17 protein-coding genes are annotated in these 23692 nt (G+C 67.7%); 7 read left to right on the top strand and 10 right to left on the bottom strand.

The annotated features are described in order from the left end of the window. Positions 1 to 2: 2 nt before the first annotated feature. The 3 genes from ACWDTD_RS13725 to ACWDTD_RS13715 are packed head-to-tail and all read left to right on the top strand — an operon-like array spanning position 3 to position 4359. Positions 3 to 953: a glutamate ABC transporter substrate-binding protein gene (locus ACWDTD_RS13725; RefSeq protein WP_449747704.1), complete on the top strand. Its 951-nt coding sequence runs from the start codon at positions 3 to 5 to the stop codon at positions 951 to 953. Between the two features lie 31 nt (positions 954 to 984). Next, positions 985 to 3489 (top strand): serine/threonine-protein kinase PknG, encoded by a 2505-nt coding sequence (locus ACWDTD_RS13720; RefSeq protein WP_449747663.1) that lies wholly within the window; start codon positions 985 to 987, stop codon positions 3487 to 3489. 36 nt (positions 3490 to 3525) lie between these two features. After that, positions 3526 to 4359, top strand: a complete 834-nt coding sequence (locus ACWDTD_RS13715; protein WP_449747662.1) for an SDR family oxidoreductase — start codon at positions 3526 to 3528, stop codon at positions 4357 to 4359. Between the two features lie 23 nt (positions 4360 to 4382). Here the strand turns inward: ACWDTD_RS13715 and ACWDTD_RS13710 are convergent, their stop codons facing one another. The 3 genes from ACWDTD_RS13710 to ACWDTD_RS13700 are packed head-to-tail and all read right to left on the bottom strand — an operon-like array spanning position 4383 to position 8684. After that, on the bottom strand, positions 4383 to 5594 hold the full coding sequence (locus ACWDTD_RS13710) for an acetate/propionate family kinase (RefSeq protein ID WP_449747661.1): 1212 nt from the start codon (positions 5592 to 5594) through the stop codon (positions 4383 to 4385). Next, entirely contained in the window at positions 5591 to 7711 is a 2121-nt protein-coding gene (gene pta / locus ACWDTD_RS13705) for a phosphate acetyltransferase (RefSeq protein ID WP_449747660.1), read from the bottom strand. Before pta ends, ACWDTD_RS13710 begins: the two co-directional genes overlap by 4 nt. A 4-nt stretch (positions 7712 to 7715) precedes the next feature. Next, on the bottom strand, positions 7716 to 8684 hold the full coding sequence (locus tag ACWDTD_RS13700; protein WP_449747659.1) for a DMT family transporter: 969 nt from the start codon (positions 8682 to 8684) through the stop codon (positions 7716 to 7718). An 83-nt stretch (positions 8685 to 8767) separates the two neighbouring features. Between ACWDTD_RS13700 and ACWDTD_RS13695 the strand changes: the two genes are divergently transcribed. Beyond that, a complete protein-coding gene (locus tag ACWDTD_RS13695; protein ID WP_449747658.1) occupies positions 8768 to 9676 on the top strand; it encodes a LysR family transcriptional regulator in 909 nt (302 codons plus the stop codon). Between the two features lie 71 nt (positions 9677 to 9747). Here the strand turns inward: ACWDTD_RS13695 and fgd are convergent, their stop codons facing one another. Continuing rightward, positions 9748 to 10767, bottom strand: a complete 1020-nt coding sequence (gene fgd, locus ACWDTD_RS13690; protein WP_449747657.1) for a glucose-6-phosphate dehydrogenase (coenzyme-F420) — start codon at positions 10765 to 10767, stop codon at positions 9748 to 9750. A 320-nt stretch (positions 10768 to 11087) separates the two neighbouring features. Between fgd and ACWDTD_RS13685 the strand changes: the two genes are divergently transcribed. Further along, the gene (locus tag ACWDTD_RS13685) at positions 11088 to 13010 is read left to right on the top strand and encodes an ABC transporter ATP-binding protein (protein WP_449747656.1); all 1923 of its coding nucleotides are present in this window, start codon (positions 11088 to 11090) and stop codon (positions 13008 to 13010) included. Between the two features lie 147 nt (positions 13011 to 13157). Here the strand turns inward: ACWDTD_RS13685 and ACWDTD_RS13680 are convergent, their stop codons facing one another. The 3 genes from ACWDTD_RS13680 to ACWDTD_RS13670 all read right to left on the bottom strand — a co-directional run bounded on the left by ACWDTD_RS13680 (position 13158) and on the right by ACWDTD_RS13670 (position 15703). After that, positions 13158 to 13406, bottom strand: coding sequence for a phage holin family protein (locus ACWDTD_RS13680; protein WP_449747655.1), 249 nt, complete (start codon positions 13404 to 13406; stop codon positions 13158 to 13160). Next, entirely contained in the window at positions 13403 to 14590 is a 1188-nt protein-coding gene (locus ACWDTD_RS13675) for an acyl-CoA dehydrogenase family protein (RefSeq protein WP_449747654.1), read from the bottom strand. Before ACWDTD_RS13675 ends, ACWDTD_RS13680 begins: the two co-directional genes overlap by 4 nt. Positions 14591 to 14728: 138 nt before the next feature. Beyond that, the gene (locus ACWDTD_RS13670) at positions 14729 to 15703 is read right to left on the bottom strand and encodes an alpha/beta hydrolase (protein WP_449747653.1); all 975 of its coding nucleotides are present in this window, start codon (positions 15701 to 15703) and stop codon (positions 14729 to 14731) included. Positions 15704 to 15976: 273 nt separating this feature from the next. On the opposite strand from ACWDTD_RS13670, the gene ACWDTD_RS13665 reads away from it, so the two are divergent. Beyond that, positions 15977 to 19879: a Pls/PosA family non-ribosomal peptide synthetase gene (locus tag ACWDTD_RS13665; protein WP_449747652.1), complete on the top strand. Its 3903-nt coding sequence runs from the start codon at positions 15977 to 15979 to the stop codon at positions 19877 to 19879. A gap of 4 nt (positions 19880 to 19883) precedes the next feature. Here the strand turns inward: ACWDTD_RS13665 and ACWDTD_RS13660 are convergent, their stop codons facing one another. Continuing rightward, on the bottom strand, positions 19884 to 20459 hold the full coding sequence (locus tag ACWDTD_RS13660) for an HdeD family acid-resistance protein (RefSeq protein WP_449747651.1): 576 nt from the start codon (positions 20457 to 20459) through the stop codon (positions 19884 to 19886). Between the two features lie 136 nt (positions 20460 to 20595). Between ACWDTD_RS13660 and ACWDTD_RS13655 the strand changes: the two genes are divergently transcribed. Then, positions 20596 to 21696, top strand: coding sequence for a DUF4185 domain-containing protein (locus ACWDTD_RS13655; protein ID WP_449747650.1), 1101 nt, complete (start codon positions 20596 to 20598; stop codon positions 21694 to 21696). 23 nt (positions 21697 to 21719) lie between these two features. Here the strand turns inward: ACWDTD_RS13655 and ACWDTD_RS13650 are convergent, their stop codons facing one another. Together ACWDTD_RS13650 and ACWDTD_RS13645 are read right to left on the bottom strand one after the other, a co-directional pair. Beyond that, positions 21720 to 22394, bottom strand: coding sequence for a DUF305 domain-containing protein (locus ACWDTD_RS13650; RefSeq protein WP_449747649.1), 675 nt, complete (start codon positions 22392 to 22394; stop codon positions 21720 to 21722). A gap of 36 nt (positions 22395 to 22430) precedes the next feature. Next, on the bottom strand, positions 22431 to 23537 hold the full coding sequence (locus ACWDTD_RS13645; RefSeq protein ID WP_449747703.1) for a phosphatase PAP2 family protein: 1107 nt from the start codon (positions 23535 to 23537) through the stop codon (positions 22431 to 22433). Between the last annotated feature and the right edge of the window lie 155 nt (positions 23538 to 23692).

Below are 23692 nucleotides of genomic sequence, written 5' to 3'. Positions count from 1 at the left end.
CGATGGCGGCGGCCGCGGTGACGCTGACAGGATGCGTCACGTTTCCCGCACCCGACTCACCCGCGCCTGTCGCCGCGGCGATGATGCCCACCCCGCCGGGCGCCGAGACCAACGTTGCGGTGGAGAGTCCACCCAACTCCGAATCATGCGACGCGACGGCCAGTCTGCGCCCGCGCGGCGAACACCCCGAACCGATGAAGATGCCGCCGGGCAGCACGATGGAGGCCATCGAGCGCCGCGGCAGGCTCATCGTCGGACTCGACATCGGATCCAACCTGTTCAGCTTCCGCGACCCGATCTCCGGTGACATCAAGGGATTCGACGCCGATGTGGCCGGCGAGATCGCCCGCGACATCTTCGGCGACCCGAATCGGATCGAGTACCGCGTGCTGAGCTCCGACGAACGCACCGAGGCGTTACGCAACGAAGAGGTCGACGTGGTGGTCAAGACGATGAGCATCACCTGCGACCGGCTCCGCGACGCCAGCTTCTCCAGCCCGTATTACGTTGCGTCGCAAAAGATTCTGGCACAACGAAATTCCGGGATCAGCGGGCCGGAACAGCTCGCCGGCAAGCGGGTGTGCGCGGCGCGCGGCACCACGTCGCTCGGCCGGATGCAGCAGATCCAGCCCCGTGCGAAGATGGTGACGACCACGACGTGGGCGGATTGCCTGGTGATGCTGCAACAGGGCCAGGTGGACGCGGTGACCACCGACGACGCGATTCTCGCCGGACTCGCCAGCCAGGATCCGTGGGTCGAGGTGGTGGGTCCGGGTCTGGGCGAGGAGTACTACGGGGTGGGCATCCCACGCGGACACGACGACATGGTGCGATTCGTCAACGGCACCCTCGAACGTCTCCGCGCCTCCGGAAGATGGCAGGAGATGTACAACCAGTGGCTGTCGATCCTGGGACCCGGCGACGGTCCACCACAACCGGACTACCGTGATTGAGGCGGTGCGATCCTGATCGAGGCGGTGTGAGATGTCGACATCCGACGAAGGCCCGGACGCCACGCGGGCAGGGACCTCCGGGGATGGGGCGCGCTCGGATATCGACGTCGGCACCCAGAAGGCGACCCTCGACCAACTCGACGTCGGCACCCAGAAGGCCGGCCTCGATCAGCTCGACATGGGCACCCAGAAGGCGAGTCTCGATCAGCTCGACATGGGCACCCAGAAGGCGAGTCTCGATCAACTCGACATGGGCACCGAGGCCACGCCGCAGTCGGGTAGCCGTGACTCCACCGGACCGGTGGTGCGGTCGGGTCCGACCATTCCCACCGAGGCGCTGGTGTCGGTGGGACACACCCGACGGTTGGTGCCGCGCCAACGCGCCCGCGTGCACGACCGGCGGCTGGGCAGCGGACTGGTGGAGCTTCCCAAGATCACCGACATCGAACCCGAAGACGCCGTGCTGGACTCGCCGGTCATCGCCGAGGGCAAGCGGGACTGCTGGTGGTGCGGACGACCCGTGGGGCGTTCGGGCGGCTCGGGTGCCGGTGAACTCACCGGAGTGTGCCCGCATTGCGGTGCGCGGTACTCGTTTGTGCCGGGTCTGGCGCGCGGCACCCTGGTGGCCGGCCAGTACGAGATCGCCGGGGCCATCGCACACGGCGGGCTGGGGTGGATCTACCTGGCCATCGACCGCAACGTCTCCGACCGGCCGGTGGTGCTCAAGGGTCTGCTGAACTCCTCGGATTCCGAGGCGCAGCAGGTGGCGCTGGCCGAACGACAGTTCCTGGCGTCGGTGAACCACCCCGGCATCGTGAAGATCTACAACTTCGTCGAGCACATCAACGAGTACGGCGAGCGCTTCGGCTACATCGTGATGGAGTACATCGGTGGCCGCACCCTCAAGCAGATCACCGCGACGCGCCCGGGCAAACTGCTCACCGTCGAGCAGGCGATGGCCTACATGCTCGAGGTGCTGCCCGCGATCGGATACCTGCATTCGGTGGGTCTGGTGTACAACGACGTCAAACCCGACAACGTGATGGTCGGCAGTGACGAGGTGAAGCTGATCGACCTCGGCGCGGTGTCGCCGATCAACGGGTACGGGCACCTGTACGGCACCCCGGGTTTCCAGGCACCGGAGATCGTGCGCACCGGCCCGCAGGTGGTGACCGACATCTACAGCATCGGGCGCACCCTGGCCGCGTTGACCGTCCACATGCCCAAGAAGGACGGCAGACTGGTCGACGGGCTGCCCGACGCCGAGACCACCCCGGTGTTCCGGGACAATCCGTCGTTCTACCTGCTGTTGGCGCGGGCCACCGCGACCGATCCGCACGACCGGTTCTCCTCCGCCGAGGAGATGACCACGCAGATGCTCAATGTGCTGCGCGAGACGGTCGCCGTGCACACCGGTGTGCCGCGGCCGTCGCTGTCGACGGTGTTCACCCCGCAGCGCTCCACCTTCGGGACCGATCTGATGCTGGCGCCGGTCGACGGCTTCTTCGATCCCGACCAGGCGGCCTTCTACGATCCGGTGGACATGGCCCGCGCGTTGCCGGTGCCGCTGGTGGATCCGGCCGATCCCGCTGCCGGACTGCTGAATTCGGCGGCACTGTCCGATCCGCGGCAGACGCTGGATTCGATCCATGCCGCCCGTGCCGAGGGATTCCGGTCACTGCTGGGACACGCGTCGAGCGACAAACACCCGTCCCTGGAGATCGACCTGGCCGAGGCACGCGCACACCTGGAACTCGACGACGTGGACACCGCGCTGGCGCTGCTGCGTGAAGTGTCTGTGCAGCATGGCGATTCGTGGCGGGTGCAGTGGTATATGGGTATCTGCGCGCTGATGAACGACGAGCCCGAACTCGCCTACGAACGTTTCGACGAGGTGCTGCTGGCGATGCCCGGCGAGGTGGCACCCAAGCTGGCCGTCGCGGGCACTGCGGAACTGATCGGCCGCTGGCTGTCCGACGAGAAGGACCACTCCGATCGGTCACGGGATCGGGTGCTCGAGCTGTATCATGTTGCCGCGCAAAACTATCACGACCTGTGGTTGACCGATCACAGTATCGTGACCGCGGCCTTCGGTATGGCCCGCCTCGCAGTGGCCCGCGGCGATTTCGATGCGGCGATCGAACCGCTCGATGAGGTTCCGGCCACCAGTAGGCATTTCAACACCGCACGGGCCACCGCGGTGATCGCACTCGTGCATGGTCGCGATCCGGCCGAGGTGACCAAGGCGCAGTTGGTGGCCGCGGCCGCCCGCATGGAGGCGATGCCCGACTCCGAGCCCCGCAAGCCGCGACTACTCCTGATCGTGCTCGGCACCGCACTGGGTTGGGTGATCGCGCACCCCGACGGGGGCGGTGAACCGAAGAAGCTCCTGGGCTTTCCCTTCAGCGAGCAGGGGCTGCGGGCGGGCACCGAACGGTCGCTGCGGCAACTCGCGCGCGCCACGCGCACCAATCGCGATCACCGGTTCATGCTGGTCGACCTCGCGAACTACGTGCGGCCGTGGACATTGTTCTAGAGTGACGTTACGACGTGTTCCCTCGCGGAGGCGCAAATGAGTCGATCAGTCAGTCTTGCGGGCAAGGTCGTCGCCGTCACCGGTGCAGCGCGCGGTATCGGCCTGGCGATCGCCGCGGCCGTGCATGTCCGCGGAGCCAGAGTCGCCGTCTGCGACATCGACCAGGGCGCCCTCGAACAAGCGGCGGCCGCGAATGGGTTCGAGCTCCACCGCCGTGTGGATGTGACCGATCGGCAGTCCTTCGGCGACTTCCTCGGCGCGGTCGAGGACGACCTCGGAGCAATCGACGTGTTGGTCAACAACGCCGGGATCATCGCCGTGGGCCCCTTTGTGGACGAGCCGGACGAGTACACCCAGCGCGTGCTGGCCGTCAACACCTACGGCATGATGCTGGGCACCAAACTCGCGGCCACACGCATGATCCCCCGGGGCCGCGGGCACATCATCAACATCTCCTCGTCCGGCGCGATCATGCCGGTACCCGGTATCGCAACGTATTCGGCCTCGAAGTTCGCCGTGCTCGGTTTCACCGACGCGGTCCGGTTGGAGAATCGCGGCACCGGTGTCGAGTTCTCCGCGGTACTGCCTTCGCTGACCAACACCGAGATGATCGCCGGGATCGGGCACGCGAGGGGATTCGCGAATATCGAACCCGATGACGTCGCGCAAGCGGTTGTCGGGCTGATCGACAATCCGCGCCCGCGCCTCGTGGTGCCGCGATCATTTGTCCTGGCGTTGAGCGCCAGGAGATTTCTTCCTCAGGGTGTGGCTGAGGCCGTCGAGCGCTTCGTCGGTGCCGACCATGTCTTCCTCGGTGACGTCGACCACCGGAAACGGAAGAACTACGCTGAACGTACCGGCACGTCCTGACCGAGAACCGCTGAGAGATGGCTTTAGCCGCCTCCTGTCACCACTTCTGCGGCCAGTCGGGCGATCGCGAGTTCTTCGTTGGTCGGTACCACCAGTACGTCGATGGCACTGGTGTCGGCCGAGATCCGCCGCGGTTCCTTGCTGCGCACCGCATTTCGTTCCGGGTCGACCACGATCCCGTAGTTCTCCAGGTTCGCCAGAGCGTCGGCACGCACACCTGCCGCGTTCTCGCCGACTCCCGCGGTGAAGGTGATGGCGTCCACCCGGCCGAGTTCGATCATGTAGGCGCCGATGTAGCGGCGCAGGCGGTGGATGTAGACGTCGTAGGCCTGATGTGCGTGGACGTCGCCGTTCTCCATCCGTGTCGTGATCACGCGGAAGTCGTTCTCCCCGCACAATCCCTTCAGTCCGGAGTTCTTGTTCAGCAGGGTGTCGATCTGATCGACGCTCAGTTTGGCCACCCGGTTCAGGTGCAGCACGAGGCCGGGGTCGATATCGCCGCTGCGGGTGCCCATCACCAGTCCCTCCAGCGGTGTCATGCCCATCGTGGTGTCGATCGGATGCCCCCCGGCGATCGCCGATGCCGACGCGCCATTGCCCAGATGCAGCACAATCTGGTTGAGGTCGGCGAGATCGCGGCCGAGGAACTGCGCCACCCGGCCGGAGACGAACTCGTGACTGGTGCCGTGAAACCCGTAGCGGCGCACCGCGTGCAGGCTGGCCACACCCCGATCGATCGCGTAGGTGGCGGCGGCGTCGGGCAGGTCGTGGAAGAAGGCGGTGTCGAAGACGGCGACCGACGGCACCTCGGGAAGCAGCTTGCGTGCCGCCTCGATGCCGGTGAGGTTTGCCGGATTATGCAGTGGCGCAAGCGGAGAGATCCGCGAGATCTCGCTGATCACCTCCGGCGTGATCAACGTGGGATGAAAGAAGCTACGACCACCGTGCACGACGCGGTGGCCCACGGCGGCAAGTCCGGCGTGCGCAAGCGACACCCCGTGGGCGTCGAACAGGCCCTTCGCCGCCTCGATCGCGGCGAGATGATCCGGCAGCGGGAGGGTTTCGTTGACCGTCTCGCCGTCCTGTGAGTGCGAGATGGACGCCCCGTCGTCACCGATCCGCTCGGCAATACCCTCGGCCACCACCACCCTGCTGTCGGGGTGGAGCAACTGGTATTTGAGCGACGAGGAGCCTGCGTTGAGCACCAGGACGGCGCCGGCCGCCGAGACACTCACTGGGCGACCGCCTCGGTGGACATGCTCTGGTCGGGCTGCATGTTCTGGGCCTGAATCGCGGTGATCGCAACGGTGTTCACGATGTCGGACACCAGAGCGCCCCGAGAGAGGTCGTTGATCGGACGCCGCAGGCCCTGCAACACGGGACCGATCGCGATGGCGCCCGCGCTGCGCTGCACCGCCTTGTAGGTGTTGTTGCCGGTGTTCAGGTCGGGGAAGATCAGCACGGTGGCACGTCCGGCCACCTCCGAATCGGGCATCTTGGTCACCGCCACGGACGGTTCCACCGCGGCGTCGTACTGAATCGGCCCCTCCACCAGCAACTCCGGCGCCCGCTCGCGCACCAGGTCGGTGGCCACCCGCACCTTGTCGACGTCGGCGCCGGTACCCGAACGGCCGGTGGAATACGAGAGCATCGCCACCCGCGGCTCTATCCCGAAGCCCGCAGCGGTGCCCGCCGACGAGATGGCGATGTCGGCGAGTTCCTCGGCGGTGGGGTCGGGCACGATCGCGCAATCGCCGTACGCGAGAACCTTGTCGGCGAGACACATGAAGAAGACACTCGACACCGTCGAGACACCCGGCTGGGTCTTGATGATCTCGAATGCCGGCCGGATGGTGTGCGCGGTGGTGTGCGCGGCGCCGGACACCATGCCGTCGGCCTGTCCGGTGTAGACGAGCATGGTGCCGAAGTACGACACGTCGCGCATGCGCTCCTGTGCGTGCTCGAAATCCATACCCTTGTGCTTGCGGAGATCGGCGTAGATGTGGGCGAACTCGTCGGTCAGCGGCGAGGTGGCGGGATCGATGATCTCCACTCCGGCGAGATCGATGCCGAGTTCCTGGGCGCGCCTGCCCACCGCCGACGCCTCGCCGAGGATAATCAGCGACACCACGTTGCGGCGCAGCAGATGTCCTGCCGCACGCAGGATTCGGTCGTCGTCCCCCTCGGGAAGCACGATGGTCTTGCGGTCGGCGCGGGCGCGGGCGATGAGTCCGTACTCGAACATCTGCGGGGTGGTGACCTCCGGCGGCCGGACGTCGAGCACCTCCATCAGTTTGCCGGAGTCGACATGCGATTCCATCAGCGCCAGCGCGGCGTCGATCTTGCGGGCCGAGCCGATGGCGATGCGACCGCGGGTGTCGGCGGCCGTGCGAGCGGTTTCGTAGGTGCCCTGCTCGCACATGATGATCGGCAGCGTCGGCTGCAAACCGTTGACGAGCATGTCGATCATCGGGTGCGGTTTGAGACCGCCGTTGAGAATGATGCCGGACAGTCGGGGAAAGCCATGGGCCGCGTTGGCCGTGACCAGCGAGAGCAACACATCGGAGCGATCGGCCGGGGTGATGACGACGGTGCCGTCGGTGAGCCGTTCCAGGATGTGTTCGACGGTCATGCCGCCGACCATCACCTTGAGTGCCTCGCGATCGAGCAATTCCTCGTCGCCGCTGTACATCTGGGCGTCGAGCGACACCTTCAGTTCCGACATGGTGGGGGCGAACAGTACCGGCTCCTCGGGCAGGCACCAGCTCGGCACGTCGAGCTTTTCGAGTTCTTCCGCGATGAGCGGCATGTCCTCGGGATCGCATCGATTGGCGACCACCGCCGAGGTCGTGGCGTGCATCGCGGCGATCTCGGTCAGGAGATGTTCGGCGAGATCACGGATCTCGGTGGGTGTGCGGTCAACCGCCTTGAGCGCCAGGATGATCGGCGCCGACAGGTTGGCGGCGATGCGCGCGTTGAACGTGAGTTCGGACGGGTTGCCCACGTCGGTGTAGTCCGAACCGACGATGACGACGGCGTCGCAGCGCGACTCCACGGCGTGGAAGCGCGCCACCATCTCGGCGATGGCGCCGTCGGGGTCGGAGTGCACCTGCTCGTAGGTCACCCCGATCGCGTCGTCGTACCCGATGTCGGCCGACGTGTGTTCGATGAGGAGATCGAGCAGGTAGTCCCGCTGTCCGCGGGCGGCGCGCGAGATGGGTCGGAAGACGCCGACGCGTCCGCCGGTCGCGGTCAGCAGGGAGAGAACGCCGAGTGCGACCGTCGACTTTCCGGTCTCCGCTTCGGCAGATGCGATGTAGATCTTCGTGGAGGTCACGCTCTGTGCGGCCATGTCCTCAGCCTAGTGGGTGGCCCGGCTCCCGCACGACGGCACGCATGGCCGTGGGCCTGGCCGATCGGCGCGGCCACAGCAGCCCACGGGTGATGGCCACGCCCGCCAGACACAGCACACCGCCGACGATCCGGATCGGGGTGGGCACCTCGTCGAGCAGCAGCCACGACAACACGATGACCAGTGCGGGCACCACCAGGGTGGTGGCCGCCATCGCGCCGGCGCCGGTGCGGCGCAGCGCGTAGGCCCACGTGGTGAAGGCGATCGCGGTGGGACCGACGCCGAGGAACACCACGGCGGCGATGTCGGCGGCCGGTGCGGCTGCCATCTCGCGCACCGTGGCGGGGGCGAACGGCACGGTGACGATCGCCCCGGCGACCACACCCCAGAAGGTGGCTGCCAGCGCATCCACCTCCCGCAGCGCCACCTTCTGTAGCAGCACCCCGAGCGCGTAGAGCACGGCGGCGATCAGCCCGAGCACGATGCCCAGCCACTCGGTGTGCCCGCCGTCGCCACCGACGGAGATGAGCACCACCCCGGAGAAGGCGATGGCGATCCCGATTCCCAGGCGTCGTGAGAAGCCCTCGCCCAGGAACAATCCGGCAGCGATCGCCACCAGAATGGGCGCAAAATTGACCAACAGAGCGGCGGTACCCGCATCGAGATGCTGCTCGGCCCAGTTGAGCACCACCGTGTATGCCCCGAACCAGGCCACCCCGTAGGCGACGACGAGGCCCAGCGCACGACCGCGAGGCAACCGGGGGACGATCGTTCGGGAGCCCGTGCGACGACCGGCGGCCGCGATGACGGCGATCACGGCGAGCGCCACGACGGCGACGGCCAGGCGTCCGAACGCCAGCGCTCCCGGCGAAAAGGCCGTGCCGGCCGAGCGGATCGCGATGAACGACAACGCCCACAAGACGACGGTGACCGCCGCGGCGAGGGCGGCGAGGTCGGGTGCACGACGGCTCATGTGCTCCATGCTCGTCCCGGGATCTGTTCAGCACAAGTTCATATTCATTAACCATTCGTCAGTCGCGCTGTACTATCGGGTTCATGATCGACCCGCATCGACTTCGCGTGTTCCGGGCAGTGGTGGCCGAGGGTTCCGTCAGCGGCGCCGCGCTCGCACTCGGCTACACGTCGTCGGCGGTGAGCCAGCACATCGCCGCGCTGCAACGCGAGACCGGATTGACGCTCGTGGAACGCGACGGACGCGGCATCACCCCCACGGATGCGGGCACCGCGCTGGCATCCGCATCGTCGGCGCTCTTCGACCAGCTCACCCGGCTCGACGGGGTCGTGTCGGACCTGCGGGACGGACGCGCGGGCACCCTGCGCATCACCTACTTCGCGTCGGCGGGAGCCGCCTGGATGCCATCGGTGGTGGCATGCATCCGACGCGAATTCCCGGATCTGCGAATGGATTTGCGGCTCGTCGAACTCGCCGCCGCAGGACTGGCCCCGCCCGACATCGAGATCTACGTCGACGGCGCGGCGAGCACGTCGATGCGCTCCTACGATTGCGAGCCGCTACTCACCGAGGACTACCGGGTGGTGGTGGCCCCGGACTCACAGTTCGCCGGATGCGACGAGGTGTTGCTGCGGGACCTGGCCGACGAGGTGTGGATCGACAACGACGTGGCCCGCGGCCCGTGCCGCGAGGCCCTGTTGCGCGCATGCACCGCCGCCGGTTTCACGCCGCGCTTCGGTGTCGAGACGCATGACTACCTGACGGCGGTCAATTTCGTTGCGGCCGGCGTGGGGCTGACCGTGGTGCCCGCACTCGCATTGCTCGACGTACCCGCCGACGTGCGAGTGGTCTCGATCGCCGAACCCACTCCGCGGCGGTCGATTTCGATACGGCGTCGGCATTCGGTGCGTGAGCATCGGGCCGCTGACCGCGTCGTCGAACTGATACGTGAGCAGGCCGCACGCACCCACCCGTCGGCCGTCGCCGTATAGGCGTCCGGGTGGGCCTCGGGAGTCAGGCGTCCGGGTGGGCGTCGGGAGTCAGGCGTCCGGGTGGGCCGGGGTCAGGCGACGGTGAGCGTGCGCAGCCGCGGCGCGAGATCCTTTTCGAAGTTGTCGAGGAAGCGACGCTGATCGTGCCCGGGTGCGTGGAACACCAGGTGATTGAGGCCGGCATCGGTGTAGAACTTGACCTTCTCCACCGCGTCGTCGGGATCTGATGCGACGATCCAGCGCTTGGCGACCTGCTCGATCGGCAATTCGTCGGCGAGCCGCTCCATCTCGGTGGACGAATTGACGCTGTGCTTCTGCTCCGCGGTCAGCGACAACGGCGCCCAGAATCGGCAATTCTCCAGCGCCAGTTCGGGATCGGGATCGTAGGAGATCTTGATCTCGATCATCCGGTCGATCGCCTCGAAGTCGCGGCCGGCCTTCTCCGCACCCTCCTTCACCGCGGGGATCAGCTTCTCGGTGTAGAGCTCGGCGCCCTTGCCGGACGTGCAGATGAACCCGTCACCCGCCCGGCCGGCGTAGCGGGCCACCACCGGACCCCCGGCCGCCACATAGACCGGAATCGGTTGCTCGGGAACGTCATACATGTAGGCGCCGCTGGTGTGGTAGTAGTCGCCGTCGAAGTCGACCTCGTCGCCGGTCCAGAGTTCCCGCATCAGCGCGATGGCCTCCCGCAGTCGCGCAAAGCGTTCCTTGAACTCGGGCCATTCGCCCTGAAATCCGGTGGCGTACTCGTTGAGTGCCTCGCCGGTGCCCACCCCCAGCATGATGCGTCCGGGATACAGGCAGCCCATCGTCGCGAAGGCCTGGGCGATCACCGCAGGGTTGTAGCGGAAGGTCGGGGTCATCACCGAGGTGCCGATCTGCACGCGCGTGGTCCGCTCTCCCACCGCGGCCATCCAGCTGAGTGAGAACGGTGCGTGACCGCCGTTGTGTCGCCAGGGCTGGAAGTGGTCGGAGACCGCAACAGAATCCATGCCGTGTTCCTCGGCGGCCACCGCGATCTCCACCAGTTCACGTGGCGCGAACTGCTCCGCGGACGCCTTGTAGCCGAGTTTGAGCTGCTGACTCATGTCTGACCTCTCTGGACCGAACGGACACTCTGTGATCCAACTTACTCAGGTGACCGAGCAGAGCTGAGCGAGGTCCTGTCGGCACAGGGGTGCACACATGTTCGCTTTCGGTGGCGGCCGCTCGGAGGTCAGCAGATGCAGATGGTGAGCGAGACGCGCGCCTCCTGTACAGAATGGGCGGCCCTGGGGGCCGCGGGGTGCACCAGGGCGGTTGGCGATCCGGAGAGACGCCCATTCTGTACATCAGGAGGCGGCGATGCCCGCGAGTCCCACCATCTCGCCTGGACCTCAACCTCACTTGAGCTTCTACCCTGGTCGACATGAGCATGCAGTCCGTTGCCTGGGACATGATGTACAAGTCGTCGAGCTCGCCGTCGCGAAAGCAGTTGCGAGGTGATCGGCGCTCGACGCTGCGCCGAATCCTCACCTTCGCGCGGCCCCACCGCACGCGGATCGTCGTGTTCCTGGTGCTGTCGGTGTTCACCGCGGTGCTGACCGTGGTGACGCCGATCCTGGCCGGGCGGGTGGTGAACCTGATCAGCGGCCACGGGTCCGGCGGCACCATCGTGGGACTCGCCGTGCTGATAGCGCTCATCGCGGTCGCCGAGGCGGTGGCGGGAATCGGCACCCGGTGGTTGTCGGCGAACATCGGCGAGGGTCTGATCCTGGACTTGCGGCGCGCCGTGTTCGACCACGTCCAACAGATGCCCGTCGCCTTTTTCACCCGCACGCGTACCGGGGCGCTGGTGAGCCGGCTCAACAACGACGTGATCGGTGCGCAACGCGCCTTCAGCGACACCCTGTCGGGCGTGGTGTCGAATGTGGTGACCCTGGCACTGACCCTCGGCGTGATGTTCGCGATCAGTTGGCAGATCACGGTGCTGGCGCTGATCTTGTTGCCGCTCTTCGTCGTTCCAGCGCGCCGGATGGCCCGCCGCATGGGGTCACTGTCCCGCGAGGCGGCCGAACACAACGCACGCATGTCGACGCAGATGACCGAACGCTTCTCCGCGCCGGGGGCCACGCTGATCAAGCTGTTCGGCCGCCCCGACCTCGAGAGTGCGGAGTTCTCGGCGCGCGCCGACCGTGTACGCGACATCGGAGTTCGTCGCGCGATGCTGCAGGCCGTGTTCATCACCGCACTCACCTTGGTGTCGGCGCTGGCGCTCGCCCTGGTCTACGGACTCGGCGGCTGGCTCGCGGTGCATCAGCACCTGTCGCCGGGCGCCGTGGTGGCACTCGCCCTGCTGCTCACCCGGATGTACGCCCCGCTCACCGCCCTGGCCAACGCACGCGTCGAGATCATGAGTGCACTGGTCAGTTTCGAGCGCGTCTTCGAGGTACTCGATCTGCAGCCGCTGATCGCCGACAAACCCGACGCCGTCGACGTCCCTCATCGTGACGGCGGGGTGGGTGTGCGGTTCGACCACGTCTCGTTCAGCTATCCGTCGGCCGACAGGGTGTCGCTGGCATCGCTGGAAGAGGTTGCGCAACTGGATAATCGGGGCGGAGCCCAAGTGCTGCACGACATCGACGTCGACGTGCCCGCCGGATCCATGGTTGCGCTCGTGGGAAGCTCGGGAGCGGGCAAGTCGACCATCGCCAGCCTGGCCACCCGGCTCTACGACGTCGATTCCGGCGCGGTAAGGCTCAACGGCGTCGACGTCCGCGATCTGCGCAGCGCGTCGGTACATCGCACGGTGGGGCTGGTAACCCAGGACGGCCACCTCTTCCACGACACCGTCCGCGCCAATCTGGCACTGGCACAACCGGATGCGTCCGATGACGAGATCCGGGACGCGTTGCGGCGAGCTCGGCTTGCCGACCTGGTGGCGAGCCTGCCCGACGGCCTCGACACCGTTGTCGGCGAACGGGGTTACCGACTCTCCGGTGGGGAACGCCAGCGCATGACGATTGCGCGGCTGTTGCTGGCCGCACCGGAGGTGGTGATCCTGGACGAGGCCACCGCACACCTGGACTCGACGTCGGAGGCGGCGGTGCAGGAAGCTCTGACCGAGGCACTGGTGGGGCGGACGTCGATCGTGATCGCGCACCGGCTGTCCACCATCCGCGCCGCGGACACGATCGTGGTGATCGAGGCGGGGCGCGTCGTCGAACGTGGTGATCACCCGACGTTGCTCGCGCGCAACGGCCGGTATGCCGAGCTCTACCGCACGCAGTTCGCCGACGACGCGTCGACCGACGACCGATCGCAGTGCTGCCCGGACACGCTCACCGCGTGAGTGGGCACGGTCGACCCGGAAGTGGGCACGCTCGATCCGGATGTGGGCACGCTCGATCCGGATGTGGGCACGCTCGACCCGGAAGTGGGCACGCTCGACCCGGAAGTGGGCACGCTCGACCCGGAAGTGGGCACGCTCGACGGGGTTTCAGTCCTCGGGGTCGTCGTCTTCGTCGTGGCGCGGGGGCGGTGGGATGAGGCGCGCCTTCAACAAGGTCAGCACGATCATCACGATGTTCACCACGATCAGCACGAAGCCCATGATCACCCAGCCCCAGCGCCGCTCACCCCACCAGTAGGCGGTGAGAAAGCCGACGGCGACCATCATGATCACGCCGCCGAGCACCACCATGCCGCGGGAGACACCCTGTGCGGCGCGCTGGAAGTCGGGGTTCACCGGAATGCGTCCTGCCCGGTGAGTGCCTTGCCGATCATCAGCTGATGCATCTCGCTGGTGCCCTCGTAGGTCAGCACCGACTCGAGGTTGTTGGCGTGCCGGATCACCGGGTACTCCAGGGTGATTCCGTTGGCGCCCAAAATGGTCCGGCATTCGCGCGCGATCGCGATCGCCTCGCGGACGTTGTTGAGTTTGCCGAGGCTGACCTGCTCGGGTGCGATCTTCCCGTTGTCCTTGATCCGGCCGAGCTGCATCGCGAGCAGGAAACCCTTGCCCACCTCGAGCGCCATGTCGGCGAGCTTCGTCTGGGTGATCTGGTAGCCCGACAGCGGCTTGTCGAACACCTCACGGTCGGCGGCATACGAGATGGCCGATTCCAGGCAGTCGCGGGCCGCACCCACCGCGCCGAACACGATGCCGAACCGTGCCTCGTTCAGACAGCTCAGCGGCCCCTTGAGGCCGGTGACACCCGGCAGCATCGCCGACGCGGGCAGCCGCATGTCCTCGAACGCGAGCTCGGCGGTGATCGACGCGCGCAGCGACATCTTGTGCTTGATCTCCGACGCCCGGAACCCGGGGGTGTCGGTGGGCACCACGAACCCGCGGATGCCGCGGGCACCGTCGTCGAGGTCGGTGCGCGCCCACACCACGGCCACGTCGGCGACGCTGCCGTTGGTGATCCACATCTTGGCGCCGTTGAGCACCCAGTCGTCACCGTCGCGCTTGGCGGTGGTGCGCATCCCGGCGGGATTGGAGCCGAAATCCGGTTCGGTGAGGCCGAAGCATCCGATCGCCTCACCCGCGGCCATCTTCGGCAGCCACTCCTCGCGCTGCTCGTCGCTGCCGAAGGCGCGCAGGGCATACATCGCCAGCGACCCCTGCACCGAGACGAAGCTGCGCAGCCCGGAGTCCACCGCCTCGAGTTCCATACAGGCCAGCCCGTAGCTCGTGGCCGAGGTGCCCGCGCAGCCGTACCCCTCGAGATGCATGCCGAACAAACCGAGTCCGCCGAGTTCACGTGCGAGCTCGCGCACCGGCAGGGTGCCGTCCTCGAACCACTCGGCCACGTGCGGACGCAACCGTTTGGTGCCGAACGACGACACCGTGTCGATGATCGCCCGCTCCTCGTCGTCGAGGAGGCTGCCGAACGCGAAGAGCTCGTCCACCGATGTGGAAGCGCCCATGATCACCACCGCCAATACACGTGTTCGGATGACGGCACGCGGCCGTCGCTGTCCACACCACTATTGCAGTGCGGCGAGCACGCGAGGGCCACTACCCGGATACCGCCTTGCCCGGGACCCTGACTGACCGGAGACCGGCTAGCCGATGGCCCGGCGCGCGCGGTCGTCGGCGGCCTTGGCCTCACGCAGTGCGTGACCGGTGAAGGCCGCGGTCACCTCGATCGACTCCAAGGTCTCCCGGTGGCGGCCGTTCATCACCGGAAACGCGTGCACCTGCCAGGCGAAACTGTGGGCCAGTGCCTCGACGCCGGCCTCGTCGAGATTCTCGATGAGGTCGATGACGTCGGGCTCGAGCATCTCGTTCTCCGCGGTGATCATGATGGTCGGCGGGAACGTGGCGGGATCGATGTCGCGGGCCCGGCGGGCGCCGACCAACGGCACCGGCCCCTTGAGGAACTGCGGCGCGAGCTTGGCCATCTTGCGTTTGGGCAGGTAGGCGTCGGAACGACTGCTCCGGTCGGGGTGCACCCCGAGATCGAGGTCGAGCAACGGCGAGAACCCGACCAGCGCGACGGGCTGCGGCAGTCCTTCGACCGCGGCCGCCTCGACCACCTTGACGGCGAGGAATCCGCCCGCCGAGTCGCCGGCGACCACCACCCGGCGGTAGCCGCGTTCGGTGAGCAGTTCGCGGTAGGCCGCCATGCAGTCCACCACCGACGTCCCCACGCCGGCCTTGGGCAGTTGCCGGTACTCCAGTGAGAACACCGGGATCTCGCAGGCACGGGCGAGCCGGCTGGCGATGGACCGATGCGTGCCGAGCCCCCCGACCACGAACGCGCCACCGTGCAGGTAGAGGATCGCGGTCTCGGAATCGCGACGCGACGGACCGGTCGGCATGATGAGCTCGACGGGCCGATCCCCGAGGACCATCGACTCGCGGACCACATTGCGCGGCTTGGGGCCGCTGGCGAACAACGCGTCGATCAGGAACAGGCCCGACATCCCGGGTCTGTTCAACGGCCACAGCGCCAGCGCAGGCTTCAACAGCAGGCGTGTGGAGAGCCATAACGGGTATGAGAGCGGACTGGGCTTTCGGTGATGCACAATTGGCATGCTGTTCCTCCTCACCCGACCCCCGACCGCCAGCCCGGAGTCCGGCGGCTCAAAGATCGCGTGGTGGCGACGACGGCAACCACTACGTCGCACATGGCGTTGCTACAACAGTGGTTGACAAGGTACCCCTCCCGGGGCATGCCGTCGGCGTTACATGCAAGATTTCGAGCCCGAGCTCACCCGCTGCGGGATCAGAGATATAGGACACCGCACGGCCGCCATGTTGTCGCCATCATGTGATCGCCCCCGCCTCCGACCGCTCGACGGCCACCGATGACCGCACCCGCCACCGCGGCGATCCCCCCGCAGTTCCTGTTGTCGTCGCAGGCCAGCGCCCCGCGGACGCTGTGCGACATCCTCGACGACACCATTGCGCACCATCCCGACGCACCCGCGATCGACGACGGCGACCAGGTTCTCTCCTACGCGCAGCTATCGGCGGTGATCCGTCGCGGCGTGTCGCGCCTGGCGGCCGCAGGGGTGCGCCGCGGCAGCCGGGTGGGGATCCGGATGCCGTCGGGCTCACGCGACCTCTACACGGCGATTCTGTCCACCCTCTACGCCGGAGCCGCCTACGTCCCCGTCGACGCCGACGACCCCGACGAGCGGGCCCGGCTCGTCTTCGGCGAGGCCGCGGTGGAGGCGATCATCGACGCCGACGGCATCCACGCGACCGGGGCGCGGCGCGGCGACACCGCCGACACGTCACCGGGCGCCGAGCGCCCCGACGTGACCGATGACGCATGGATCATCTTCACCTCGGGTTCCACCGGCACCCCCAAGGGCGTCGCGGTGACCCACCGCAACGCCGCCGCATTCGTCGACGCCGAGGCCCGCATGTTCTGCCTCGACGCACCCATCGGCCCGCACGACCGGGTGCTCGCCGGGCTGTCGGTGGCCTTCGACGCCTCCTGCGAGGAGATGTGGCTGGCCTGGCGCAACGGCGCCTGTCTGGTGCCCGCACCGCGTTCCCTGGTGCGCAGCGGCATGGATCTGGGGCCCTGGCTGGTGCAGCGCAACATCACCGTCGTGTCGACGGTGCCCACGCTGGCCTCGCTGTGGCCACCGGAAGCCCTCGAGGCGGTGCGGCTGCTGATCTTCGGTGGTGAGGCGTGCCCGCCCGAACTCGCCGACCGGCTGGTGGTCGACGGCCGCGAGGTGTGGAACACCTACGGGCCCACCGAGGCCACCGTCGTGGCGTGCGGCGCCCGACTGGGCGGACCAGGTCCGGTGCGGATCGGGCTGCCGCTGCCCGGATGGGATCTCGCGGTGGTCGGCGCCGACAACCAGCCGGTCGCGCCGGGCGGGGTCGGCGAACTGATCATCGGCGGCGTCGGCCTCGCGCACTACCTGGACCCGGCCAAGGACGCCGAGAAGTACGCGCCGATGCCGACCCTGGGGTGGGACCGCGCCTACCGCAGCGGCGACCTGGTGCGGCTCGATCCCGAGGGGCTGGTGTTCCAGGGCCGCGCCGACGACCAGGTCAAGGTGGGCGGCCGGCGCATCGAGCTCGGTGAGATCGACAACGCGCTGCAGCATCTGCCCGGCGTGAGCGGGGCGGCCGCCGCGGTGCGCAAGTCCGCGGCCGGCAACAGCCTGCTGGTGGGCTACCTCGTCTCCCCCGACCCCGACTTCGACGTCGCCAACGCACATCAGCTCCTCACCGGGCAACTACCGGCACCGATGGTGCCGCGGCTCGCGCTCGTCGACGAACTGCCCACCCGCACATCCGGCAAGGTGGACCGCAACGCGCTGCCGTGGCCGCTGCCGAGCACCTCCGACGACGATGACGACGACACCGGCGATCTGACCGGCACCGAAGCCTGGCTGGCCGGCCGCTGGGCCGACGTGCTCGGGGTCTCGGTGACCAGCGAGAAGACCGACTTCTTCGCCGAGGGCGGCGGCTCGCTGGCGGCCGCCCAGCTGGTCACCGCGCTGCGCGAGCGATATCCGACGATCACCGTCGCCGACCTCTACGACCATCCCCGGCTCGGGTCGCTGGCCGAGTTCCTCGACGCCACCATGCCGGCCGCGGCGGTGGTGACCGAACGCGACGTCCGGCCCACACCCGCTTCCACCGGCGTCGCGCAGGTCCTGATGTCGGTGCCGCTCACCACGCTCACCGGCCTGCAGTGGGCCACGTGGCTGGGCGTGGCCAACAACGTCGGCGCCGCCGCCGCACGGGGTGCGGGGCTGACGGTGCCGTGGGTGATCGAGGTCAACTGGTGGGTACTGCTGGCGGCGTTCCTCGTCTTCATCACACCCCTGGGCCGCATGGTCATCGCCGCGGTGGGTGCGCGGCTGCTGCTGTCGGGGGTCACACCGGGCAGCTATCCGCGCGGTGGCAACGTGCACCTGCGCCTGTGGGTGGCCGAACGCCTCCTCGACGCCAGCGGCGCCGCCAACCTGTCGGGTGCACCGTGGATGATCTACCTGGCCCGCGCGCTCGGCGCCCGGATCGGACGCGGCGTCGACCTGCACACCATCCCACCGGTGACCGGCATGCTCACCATCGGCGAAGGTGCCTCGGTGGAACCGGAGGTCGACGTCGCGGGCTGGTGGATCGACGGCGACATCGTGCACATCGGTGAGATCGAGATCAAACGCGGCGCATCGGTGGGCGCACGGTCGACGCTCGCTCCCGGAGCCGTGGTGGGCAGAGACGCGGAGGTGGCGCCCGGGTCGGCGGTGTTCGGGCGCGTCAAGGCCCGCCAGCACTGGGCCGGTTCGCCTGCGGTCAAGGTCGGCAAGGCCGCCCCGGCGTGGCCGGATCACCGTCCCCCGCGGCGCAGCCTGTGGGTGCCGGTGTACGGGCTCTCGTCGATGCTGCTGGCAGCGATACCACTCATCTCGCTGGCCGCCGGACTGCTCGTCATCGGATCGTGGGCGCTGCGCGCCGACCGGCTGCGCAGCGTCGGCTATCGCGCCCTGATCCTGCTGCCCGCCGCCACCGTCGTCAGCCTGCTGGTGTTCGCGATCATCACCGCGGCACTGGTGCGCCTGATGTCGATCGGACTCACCAAGGGCTATCACCCGGTGCGCTCGCGGGTGGGCTGGCAGGTGTGGATGACCGAACGGCTCCTCGACTCGTCGCGCACCTACCTCTTCCCGCTGTACGCGAGCCTGCTGACGCCCTGGTGGTTCCGCATCCTGGGCGCCAAGGTGGGCAAGGGCACCGAGATCTCCACAGCGCTGGTGCTGCCGCGGTTCACCACGATCGCCGACGGCGCGTTCCTCGCCGACGACACCATGGTGGCGTCGTACGAACTCGGCGGTGGCTGGATGCACATCGACGACGCGAAGATCGGCAAACGCTCGTTCCTGGGGAACTCGGGTATGGCCGGTCCGGGTCGCAAGGTGCCCAAGAACGGTCTCGTGGCGGTGCTGTCGGCGGCCCCGGATCGCGCGAAGTCGGGATCGAGCTGGCTGGGCAGCCCACCGGTCCGGTTGCGGCGCACGGCCGCCACCACCGACTCCTCGCGCACCTTCGATCCGCCGGTGCGTCTCAAAGTGGCCCGTGCGGTGATCGAGACCCTGCGCCTGATCCCGGTGATGATCTCCTTCGGCCTCGGCATCTTCGTGCTGCTGGGCCTGCAATACATCGCCAGCCAGTCCAACTACGTGGTGGCCGCCGTGCTCAGCGGCCTACTGCTGCTGGTGGCGGGCGCGATCGCGTGCTGTGTTGCCGCGGCCGCCAAATGGGCGGTGGTGGGCCGCATCGAGGTGTCCGAACATCCGCTGTGGAGTTCCTTCGTGTGGCGTAACGAGCTGTCCGACGCTTTCGTCGAGACCGTGGCCGCGCCGTGGTTCGCCAACGCCGCCACCGGGACGCCGATTCTCAACATCTGGCTGCGGCTGCTGGGCGCCCGCATCGGCAAAGGGGTGTGGTGTGAGAGCTACTGGCTACCCGAGGCCGACCTGGTGACCCTCGGCGACGGCGCCACCGTGCAGCGTGGCTGCGTGGTGCAGACCCATCTGTTCCACGACCGGGTGATGGCGATTGATCGGGTGACCCTCGAACGCGGCGCCACCCTGGGTCCGCACTGTGTTGCGCTGCCCGCGTCCGGGCTGGGCGAATCGGCGACGGTGGGCCCTGCCTCCCTGGTGATGCGGGGCGACGTGGTGCCCGCGCATACCAGGTGGCAGGGCAATCCGATCGCGCCCTGGTGGGAGTGAGAACTCAGACGGCCGGGGGTGCGCTGACCTTCTTGGGCAGGGTGAACAGGGTGGCGATCGACACCACGATCAGCATGATGCCGGCGACCCAGACGAGCACCTGAAGCCCGATGAAGGGGGCGATGAACGCCAGCACGATGCCGGCGAGCAGCGAGATCACACCCGAGAGGATGAGGTACCAGGTGGGGGCGTGCGCCGTCTTCGAGAATGCCGCGGCCAGGTCGGAAATGCCCTGGAAGATCCAGCCGATGCCGATGAACAGCGCCAGCAGCCACACCGCGTCCTCGGGGCTGAACACCGCGATGATGCCCATCGCCAGCACCAGCAGACCGAGAACGCCGCTCAGCACCCGCCAACCGGCACCCAGGAACGACGCGGAGAAGGCGAGATAGATCCGGAACAGGCCCATCACGATCAGCGCGACGCCGAACAGGAATCCGAGCACGACGACGGTCGCGTTGGTCCACACCAGCGCCACGATGCCGAGCACGATGCCCAGGATCGAGGTGAAGATCAGCGCGCTGCGGATGGTGGAAATGGCCTCATCGGGGAACTGCTTGGTGTAAGCACTGAATGTCATGGCGGCAGCGTATCGCCCGGCAACGGCGATCGCGCGGATTCCGGTGCTTCGGATCACGGGTTCCTGCCGTTTGTCGCCGGACCGTACTCGTCTCATCACGCGCGCGTCACACATATGTCTTGATAAGGTCACGCTCATGTCGTGGCCCAGCTTCGGACGTGCGCCCCTCGGGCGACTGCGCCGTTCGGTGGTCGCGGCCGTCGTCGCCGCGGCCACGGTGACCCTGACGGTCGGAACCATCAGCGCGCCCCCGGCCACCGCGGACACGTACTCCGCGGGCAACGCGACGATGGTCGCGCAGCTGACCGGCCCGTTCGCGATGAACGACACGGTGGGCCGGTATCAGGTGTGGGGAACCGACCTCGGAATCCTGTGGGACAACGGCAACGGTCAGATCCTGGCCGCGTTCGGGGATACCAAGTCGCTCAACGGGTGGTCGCTGCTCTACGGCGACCTCTTCTACTGGCGGTCGAACTTTTTGCTGCGCAGCACCGACCGCAACCTGGCACACGGGATGACGTTCAGCAGCCACGCCGGCCCGCCCGGCTACGCCTCCCGCCTGCTGAAGCCGAACCTCGCGCGTGAGATCACCGTTCTCCCGACCGCCGGTGTGGCCGCCAACGGCAAGCAGTACATGAACGTGATGGCCGTTCGGCAGTGGGGACAGCCCGGGGAGTGGTTCACGCGCTGGTCGGGCCTCGTGGTCTCCGGAGACAACGGCAATCACTGGGCGGCCCTCGACGCGTTCCGGCCCAACGGGGGTGGCAATAGGAAGTTCCAGATGGGTGCCTTCCTCAAGGTGGGCCACACCATCTACTCCTACGGCACCCCCGATGGCCGGAACGGTGCGGTGTACCTGTCACGTGTGGACGAGAAGGACATCGAACACCTCGGAAAGTACGACTACTTCTCGTACGGCAACTGGGTGCGCGGCAATCCCGACGCCGCCACCCCGGTGATGGGCGCACCGACGGGCGAGATGTCCGTGGCGTGGAACGATTACCTGGGCAAATACGTCTCGCTGGCGTCCCGGGCCGGCGGGGCGATCATGCGGACCGCCGACAATCCCTGGGGTCCGTGGACCCAGGGCGAGATGATCGCGCCGTGGAACAACCCGTACACCGGCTACGCCCCGTACATCCATCCCTGGTCGTCGGGTGACTCGCTGTACTTCACCTACTCGATCTCCACGTCGTACCAGGTGTATCTGATGCGCCTGCAGCTGCGCAGGCCCTGACCGCACCGAACCGTCGGCCGTCGCTACCCGAGTAGCTGCCGCATCCGGTCGATCTCGGCCTGCTGCGAGGTCTTGATCTGCTGTGCCAGTTCACGCGACGCCGGATTGACACCCTGCTGCAGTTCGGTGTTCGCCATGTCGATGGCGCCCTGGTGATGGGTGATCATCCCCTGTAGCCACAGCCTGTCGAACTCGGCTCCCCGGGCGTTCTCCAGCGCGGTCATCTCGGCGTCGGACATCATGCCCATGCCGGACGGTTGCATCGAGCCCATCGAATGGCCGTCACCGTGACCACCCATCTGCATCGACGGCGAGCCCGACATCATCGTCGGCATCCCCCACGCTTGCAGTCGCTGCGTCATCTGGTCGATCTCGGGTTGCTGGGCGTTGCGGATCTGGGTGGCCAGTTCCCGGACGGCCGCATTGTCGGTGCGGCTGGGTACCAGATCGGCCATCGCGATCGCCTGCTGATGGTGCGGGATCATCATCTGGTTGAACATCACGTCGGCGGCGTTGTGCGCCGACGCGGACGGCGATCCGGACGCTGCCGACGTGGTCGTGACGCCCGACGCGGCATCGGAGCCCGACGGCGAATCGGTACCACAGCCCGCGAGCGCCACGACGCCGATGGCGGCGGCCGCCATACCGGTGGTGATGACACGACGGGAACGGTTGCGGGAACGGTTGATCGTCTTCATTTCTGGCATTTGCTCGTGGGCATCACGGCGACCAGCCTAACCGGCTTCGGTCAGACCGGCCTGTGCCGGCGCCGGCTCCCGAGTGGCCGCCGTACGCGCCTGTCTGGGCATCAGGATGCGGCGGTCGATGAGCGTGTACCCGAACACCACCGCCGCGGCGAGCGCCCATCCGAGCAGAACGTCGAAGACGTAGTGCTCGGCGGTGTAGACCAGCGTGAACGCCATCGCCAGCGCATAGCCGAGGAACAGCGTTCGGCCGAGCGCTTTGACCCGCGGCCACATGAACAGTGCGAGCAGCATCGTGAGTCCGGCATGCAGTGACGGGATGGCCGCCACCAGATTGGCCTTGCCCTGACCCACCTCGATCAGGTTCGACGCGACGTGGATGTGCAGGTACTCCCAGCCACGCGCGGAGATGCGTTCCACGTAGGGCGCGGCGCCGGGGTGACGCGCATCGGTGGGTCCGAGGATGCCACCGGGTTCCGCCGCCTCGGGGGTGGCCATGCATTCGGCTTCCCGCGGGCCGTCCACCACTTGCTCGGCGGTACACCGCGCCGCCGCCCACGGCGGCGCCGCGGGCACCAGGGTGTAACCCACCAGACCGAGGAACGTGGTGGCGACAAAGCACGCGGCGAACCGGCGCCACGCCGAGCGGTCGCGCAGCCACAGCACGGCGGCCACGGCGTAGGGCACCACGAAGTACGACATGTAGACGACGCTGGTGATGATCTCCCACCAGGGCGCCGACGCCTGCTTCAGGTGGCCCTGGAGCCACACCGTGGGGACGACGCCGAACATCGCGCGGTCCACGTCGGGGGCCAGGTGCCAGTGCGTCGGCATGTCGACGATCCGGGCGACGTCACGGGTCCAGTCGTAGAGCAACAGGATCAGGGCAAACGGCGCCCAGTCGATGATCACGGTGACGGCCCGGCGACGACCGATACTGGCCGCCAACAGGCCCAGGCAGAGCAGGATGATCAGCCGCGTGCGGTCGAAGGCCAGTCCGTAGACGTAGATCTCGTAGGCCATGAACGCCACCCAGGCGGCGATCGCGATGCGCCGGACAACGGTCAGGTCGCGACGCTTCTCCGGCTCGGCCTCCATCTCCGCGGCGTCGGCCAGATCGTCGATGACGCGGCCCATCTCCGGTTCGTCCGCGTCTATCGCGTCGTCAACGCTCAAGGGGGTTCCTCTGCCTTCGTGAGTGCTTCACGGTTCGACGCGCTGACGCGGCCGGTTCGTAACCTCCCGTCAGCCTAATGAACATCACGAGTTTGTGGCTTCTTTGCACCTTGTTC

It is taken from the genome of Gordonia sp. NPDC003425, from assembly GCF_053588635.1.
Note: the sequence above shows the minus strand (reverse complement) of the source record. Positions and strands in the feature narration are given on the sequence as shown.

Excerpts from the sequence above, each read along its gene's own strand:
- ACWDTD_RS13660 (WP_449747651.1), bottom strand. The coding sequence starts at position 20,459 with ATGACATTCAGTGCTTACACCAAGCAGTTCCCCGATGAGGCCATTTCC.
- ACWDTD_RS13700 (WP_449747659.1), bottom strand. The coding sequence starts at position 8,684 with ATGAGCCGTCGTGCACCCGACCTCGCCGCCCTCGCCGCGGCGGTCACC.
- ACWDTD_RS13665 (WP_449747652.1), top strand. The coding sequence starts at position 15,977 with ATGACCGCACCCGCCACCGCGGCGATCCCCCCGCAGTTCCTGTTGTCG.
- ACWDTD_RS13645 (WP_449747703.1), bottom strand. The coding sequence starts at position 23,537 with ATGGGCCGCGTCATCGACGATCTGGCCGACGCCGCGGAGATGGAGGCC.
- ACWDTD_RS13695 (WP_449747658.1), top strand. The coding sequence starts at position 8,768 with ATGATCGACCCGCATCGACTTCGCGTGTTCCGGGCAGTGGTGGCCGAG.
- ACWDTD_RS13655 (WP_449747650.1), top strand. The coding sequence starts at position 20,596 with ATGTCGTGGCCCAGCTTCGGACGTGCGCCCCTCGGGCGACTGCGCCGT.
- fgd (WP_449747657.1), bottom strand. The coding sequence starts at position 10,767 with ATGAGTCAGCAGCTCAAACTCGGCTACAAGGCGTCCGCGGAGCAGTTC.
- ACWDTD_RS13720 (WP_449747663.1), top strand. The coding sequence starts at position 985 with ATGTCGACATCCGACGAAGGCCCGGACGCCACGCGGGCAGGGACCTCC.
- pta (WP_449747660.1), bottom strand. The coding sequence starts at position 7,711 with ATGGCCGCACAGAGCGTGACCTCCACGAAGATCTACATCGCATCTGCC.
- ACWDTD_RS13725 (WP_449747704.1), top strand. The coding sequence starts at position 3 with ATGGCGGCGGCCGCGGTGACGCTGACAGGATGCGTCACGTTTCCCGCA.
- ACWDTD_RS13650 (WP_449747649.1), bottom strand. The coding sequence starts at position 22,394 with ATGAAGACGATCAACCGTTCCCGCAACCGTTCCCGTCGTGTCATCACC.
- ACWDTD_RS13685 (WP_449747656.1), top strand. The coding sequence starts at position 11,088 with ATGAGCATGCAGTCCGTTGCCTGGGACATGATGTACAAGTCGTCGAGC.
- ACWDTD_RS13670 (WP_449747653.1), bottom strand. The coding sequence starts at position 15,703 with ATGCCAATTGTGCATCACCGAAAGCCCAGTCCGCTCTCATACCCGTTA.
- ACWDTD_RS13715 (WP_449747662.1), top strand. The coding sequence starts at position 3,526 with ATGAGTCGATCAGTCAGTCTTGCGGGCAAGGTCGTCGCCGTCACCGGT.
- ACWDTD_RS13675 (WP_449747654.1), bottom strand. The coding sequence starts at position 14,590 with ATGGGCGCTTCCACATCGGTGGACGAGCTCTTCGCGTTCGGCAGCCTC.